This window comes from Amycolatopsis rhizosphaerae, assembly GCF_007713715.1.
Taxonomy (GTDB): domain Bacteria; phylum Actinomycetota; class Actinomycetes; order Mycobacteriales; family Pseudonocardiaceae; genus Amycolatopsis_E; species Amycolatopsis_E rhizosphaerae.
In genome coordinates, this window is sequence record NZ_VJWX01000657.1 from 1 (window position 1) to 3,375 (window position 3,375).

The following is a 3,375-nucleotide window of genomic DNA, read 5'->3' on the forward strand; positions in this document are numbered from 1 at the left end:
CTGGGGGACTCGCCGGCGGCCTCGCGCCAGCGAGTGCCGCGGCGGGACGAGCCCAGCAGCGCGTTGAGGGCGACGGTGCGCAGGGCGGTGTCGTCGGTGCGTTCGAGCACGCCGCGCCAGGCCATCGCGGCGTCGGCCTCGGCGGCCGCGACGACGCTCTTCGCCGAGGCGGCGTCGGTGACCGGCTTCGGCGTGAGGTAGGCGGGCTCGGCGCCGTCCGGGGTGGCGCCCGCCGCCGTCAGCATGCGCACGCAGGCGTCCCGCCTGCGGCGGTGCTCCGCGGCGCCGTCGTTGAGGCCCGCCTCGTAGTTGGCGGACAGGAACGCGCTCACCAGCGAATAGATCCACACCGCCGCGTGCTCGGCGTCGAGTGCCTGCTGCAGCGGCGCGACCGCCTCGGCCGGGACCGGGGAGGCCGTCGGCGTGACCTGTCCCGGGTCCGTTCCCGGCCCGAGCACGTCGCCCAGTTGCTGGAGCCCCGCACAGCCCGCCGCCACCGCGGCGGCCAGCCCCGCTCGGTACCGGGGCAGCCCGGCGACCACCTTCTCCGCCTGTTCCCGCGCGACGGCGAGCCGCTGCTTGAGCCCGGCCATCCCGGTTTCGGCGGGGACGAGCACCTGGACGGCGCTCTTGGGCCGGTTGAGCCGGTCCACCTCGGTCTGCAGGGCCTGGGCGTGTGCGGTGCGCGCGGACGCCACCTGCCGCGCCAGTTCGGCCTGGCCGCCGCTGCCGGAGGCCAGCGCCTGTGCGGCGGCGGCGTCGGCGCGGGCCTGCTCGGCCAGCGGGGCGAGCGGATCCGGCTCGTCGGAATAACCGGTCTGGCAGGCGGCGAGCGGGACGGCGAGTGCGGCCAGTGCGCTCATCCGCAGGACGTCGCGGCGGGTACGGGGGCTCACGTCAGGCCATACTGCCAGGCGGGGGAGTGACCACGGGCGGTGACGGGGGCCAACAAGATAAGCTTGAACCTCATCAGAAGAACCAGAGCAAACAGGAGAGCGCCAAGGTGGCAGGAGAACTCGCCGGGCGGCTCGAGCCCATCGTGGCCGAGGCGGTCGCCGGCGCGGGTTTCGACCTCGACGCGCTCGACGTCCAGCAGGCGGGGCGCCGCAAGCTGGTCAAGGTCGTCGTCGACGCCGACGACGGCGTCGGACTCGACGAGGTGGCTGAGATCAGCCGGGCGGTGTCGGCGGTGCTGGACCGGCACGAACACCTCATCGCCGGTGCCTACACCCTCGAAGTGACGTCGCCTGGGGTGGACCGTCCGCTGACCAGGCAGCGGCACTGGCGGCGGTCGAAGTTCCGCCTGGTGCGCATCACCCCGCACGAGGGGGCGGGATTCGTCGGCCGGATAGGTTATGCGGGCCCCGACGCGGTGCGGGTGCTCGTGGCCGGGCGGATTCGCGAGGTCCGCTACGCCGACGTCGCGAAGGCCGTGATCGAGATCGAGTTCAAGCAACCGCCGGCGGAGGACCTGAAGCTGCTGGAAGACGATCTGCAGAACCTGGGAAACACTGTCTCGGAGCCGGCAGAACCCGGGACGAAGGAGGAGCCGAAGTGAACGTGGATATCGCCGCGCTACGGGCGATCGAGCGGGACAAGGACATCCCCTTCGAAACGGTGATCGAGGCCATCGAGACGGCCTTGCTCACCGCCTACAAGCACACCGAGGGCCACCAGCCGCACGCCAAGATCGACATCGACCGCAAGTCCGGGTACGTCCGGGTGCTGGCCTACAAGCTGGACGAGAACGGCGAAGTCGCCGAGGAGTGGGACGACACCCCCGAAGGCTTCGGCCGGATCGCGGCCACCACCGCCCGCCAGGTCATCCTGCAGCGCCTGCGCGACGCGGAGCACGAGAAGACCTACGGCGAGTTCTCCGCCAAGGAGGGCGAGATCATCGCCGGCGTGATCCAGCGCGACGTGCGGGCCAACGCGCGCGGCATGGTCGTGGTGCAGGTCGGCGACACCGAGGGCGTGCTGCCCCCGGGCGAGCAGGTGCCGGGGGAGTCCTACGAGCACGGCAGCCGGATTAAGGCCTTCGTGGTGGGCGTCTCGCGCGGCAGCCGCGGCCCGCAGATCACGCTCTCGCGCACGCACCCGAACCTGGTGCGCAGGCTGTTCGCGCTCGAGGTGCCGGAAATCGCCGACGGCACGGTCGAAATCGCCGCGGTGGCCCGCGAGGCGGGCCACCGGTCCAAGATCGCGGTCCGGTCCACGGTGCCCGGGGTCAACGCCAAGGGCGCCTGCATCGGCCCGGTCGGCGCTCGCGTGCGCAACGTGATGAGCGAACTGGCCGGGGAGAAGATCGACATCATCGACTACTCCGAGGACCCGGCGCGCTTCGTCGGGAATGCCCTCTCGCCCGCGAAGGTTGTATCCGTGCAGGTGGTCGACGAGCGGACGAAGACGGCACGGGTGGTCGTGCCGGACTTCCAGCTGTCACTGGCCATCGGCAAGGAAGGCCAGAACGCCCGGCTCGCCGCGCGGCTGACCGGCTGGCGTATCGACATCCGCAGCGATGCGGCGAGCGTCGAGCCGGACGAGACGCAGCGTGCGGCAACAACCGGTTCGTCTGAGTGACAGGCCAGGGGCTAAACTCGGAGATGGTTCGAAGCCCGCATCCGGGTGGCGCATGCGCTGGGCACCGGGAGGTACCGGTCCGGACGTGTGTGGGATGCCGGAGGCGGGCTTCGGTCGGTGAGCTGATGAGAGTGGTCGCGGAGGACGGGCGACTGGTCGTCGACGAGCGTCGGCGGCTGCCCGGCCGGGGTGCGTGGTTGCACCCCGAGCCGGACTGCCTGGCCAAGGCGGAGCGCCGGCGAGCGTTTCCCAGGGCGTTACGCGCCTCTGGGACACTCGACGGTGCGGCCCTGCGGCGGCACCTCGAGCGGTGCGCCGAAGGAACTACGGGCGGGGGACCATCCCCGGCCCGAACGGAATGAAGGAAGCAGGTCGACCCGTCATGAGTCAGCCGTGAAGCTGAAGCCATGAACGCGCGACGATAGGACGAGGTCAGCGGGTCCTTACCGCCTGGCTGGCCTCATCAGTTGAGGAGAGCAGTGGCAGGCAAGGCCCGCGTACACGAGCTCGCGAAAGAGCTCGGTGTTACGAGTAAAGAAGTTCTCGCCAAGCTCAAGGAGCAGGGTGAGTTCGTGAAATCCGCGTCGTCGACCGTCGAGGCCCCCGTGGCCCGCCGGTTGCGCGACGCGTTCACCGCCAAGGAAGGCCGCTCCGGCGGGCGTTCCGGCGGTCGCAAGCCGGCACCGTCGGGCAACGGGCACGGCGCCGTTCCGGCGCCCCCGAGGGCCCCGGAGCAGGCTGCACAGGAGCGCCCGCGCCCGGCCGCGGTGCCCGGCGCCAAGCCCGGCCCGCGCC

5 protein-coding genes are annotated in these 3,375 nt (G+C 71.7%); 4 read left to right on the plus strand and 1 reads right to left on the minus strand.

Features of this window, described 5'->3' with window-relative positions; translation table 11 throughout:
- Positions 1 to 896: ferritin-like domain-containing protein (locus tag FNH05_RS35010; RefSeq protein ID WP_144593136.1), on the minus strand; the 896-nt coding region annotated here is incomplete at its 3' end.
- 107 nt (positions 897 to 1,003) lie between these two features.
- Between FNH05_RS35010 and rimP the strand changes: the two genes are divergently transcribed.
- The 4 genes from rimP to FNH05_RS35030 all read left to right on the plus strand — a co-directional run.
- On the plus strand, positions 1,004 to 1,558 hold the full coding sequence (gene rimP, locus FNH05_RS35015; RefSeq protein WP_144593137.1) for a ribosome maturation factor RimP: 555 nt from the start codon (positions 1,004 to 1,006) through the stop codon (positions 1,556 to 1,558).
- On the plus strand, positions 1,555 to 2,580 hold the full coding sequence (nusA, locus tag FNH05_RS35020) for a transcription termination factor NusA (RefSeq protein WP_144593138.1): 1,026 nt from the start codon (positions 1,555 to 1,557) through the stop codon (positions 2,578 to 2,580). The genes rimP and nusA overlap by 4 nt, the downstream gene beginning before the upstream one ends.
- A gap of 23 nt (positions 2,581 to 2,603) precedes the next feature.
- Positions 2,604 to 2,942 (plus strand): YlxR family protein, encoded by a 339-nt coding sequence (locus tag FNH05_RS35025; RefSeq protein ID WP_144593139.1) that lies wholly within the window; start codon positions 2,604 to 2,606, stop codon positions 2,940 to 2,942.
- Positions 2,943 to 3,059: 117 nt separating this feature from the next.
- On the plus strand, positions 3,060 to 3,375 hold a 316-nt coding region (locus tag FNH05_RS35030; RefSeq protein WP_186382897.1), incomplete at its 3' end, for a translation initiation factor IF-2 N-terminal domain-containing protein.